1 pseudogene is annotated in these 994 nt (G+C 79.9%); it reads left to right on the plus strand.

The annotated features are described in order from the left end of the window. Positions 1 to 348 precede the first annotated feature (348 nt). Positions 349 to 994 (plus strand): annotated as a pseudogene (locus FGF04_RS42220) (hypothetical protein); the annotation flags it as partial.

The raw sequence follows: 994 nt of genomic DNA on the forward strand, positions 1-994 counted from the left end.
CGCCGACCGCACCGCACCGGACCGTACGGAACCCCCTCACCCGGGCCCCGCCCGCGGGGACGGAGCGCCCGTACCGCCCGGGGTGTCCGCCCCCTACGAGGGCGCGCCCACGGCGCACCGCACCGGACCGTACGGAACCCCCTCACCCGGGCCCCGCCCGCGGGGACGGAGCGCCCGTACCGCGGGACACGTCCGCCGGACCGGCCGCGGGGCCGGCCGTCGTGAACGGACGGACCGCCCGGCCATGCGGCCGGAACGGCCGCGCCCGCGCCCCGGCCGCTGCCGCAGCGGGACACGTCCGCCGGACCGGCCGCGGGGCCGGCCGTCGTGAACGGACGGCAGACCGCCGTGAACGGGCAGACCGCCATGAACGGGCACGCTTCCGTGAACGGGCACGGCGGCGGCAGCGGACCCACCCCGCTCCCGGTGCGCGGCGCCGGGACGCGGGCCACCCCCGCGGAGGCCGTTCCCGGCATCCGCCCCGACGACCGGCAGGCGGTCGCCGAGCACACGATCGCGCCGCCCACCCCGCGCAACGGCGCGGTGCGCGGCAGCATGAGCCGGCCCCACCTGCCCAAGCGGCGGGCCCAGGAGCACATGGTGCCGGAGCTGCGCGGCGGCCCCGCGCCCCGGCAGGAGTCCGAGTCCCCCGTGGGGCACGACCCCGGCCTGATGGCGGCGTTCCAGCGGGGCATCGGACTCGCCGAGGCCCGGTACCGGGAGGCGGAGCTCGCGGGCGGCCTCCCCGTGGAGCCGGCGTACGCCGAACCGGCCCGTACGGAACCGACCTACACGGAACCGACCTATACCGACCCGGCCCGTACCGAACCGACGTACGCCGAGCCCGCGTACCTGGGCGCCGACCGCACCGCACCGGACCGTACGGAACCCCCTCACCCGGGCCCCGCCCGCGGGGACGGAGCGCCCGTACCGCCCGGGGTGTCCGCCCCCTACGAGGGCGCGCCCACGGCCGGTCACGACCTCACCGCCCGGC

Origin of the sequence: Streptomyces apricus, assembly GCF_008369065.1 — a bacterium.
GTDB classification, from domain to species: Bacteria; Actinomycetota; Actinomycetes; order Streptomycetales; family Streptomycetaceae; genus Streptomyces; species Streptomyces apricus.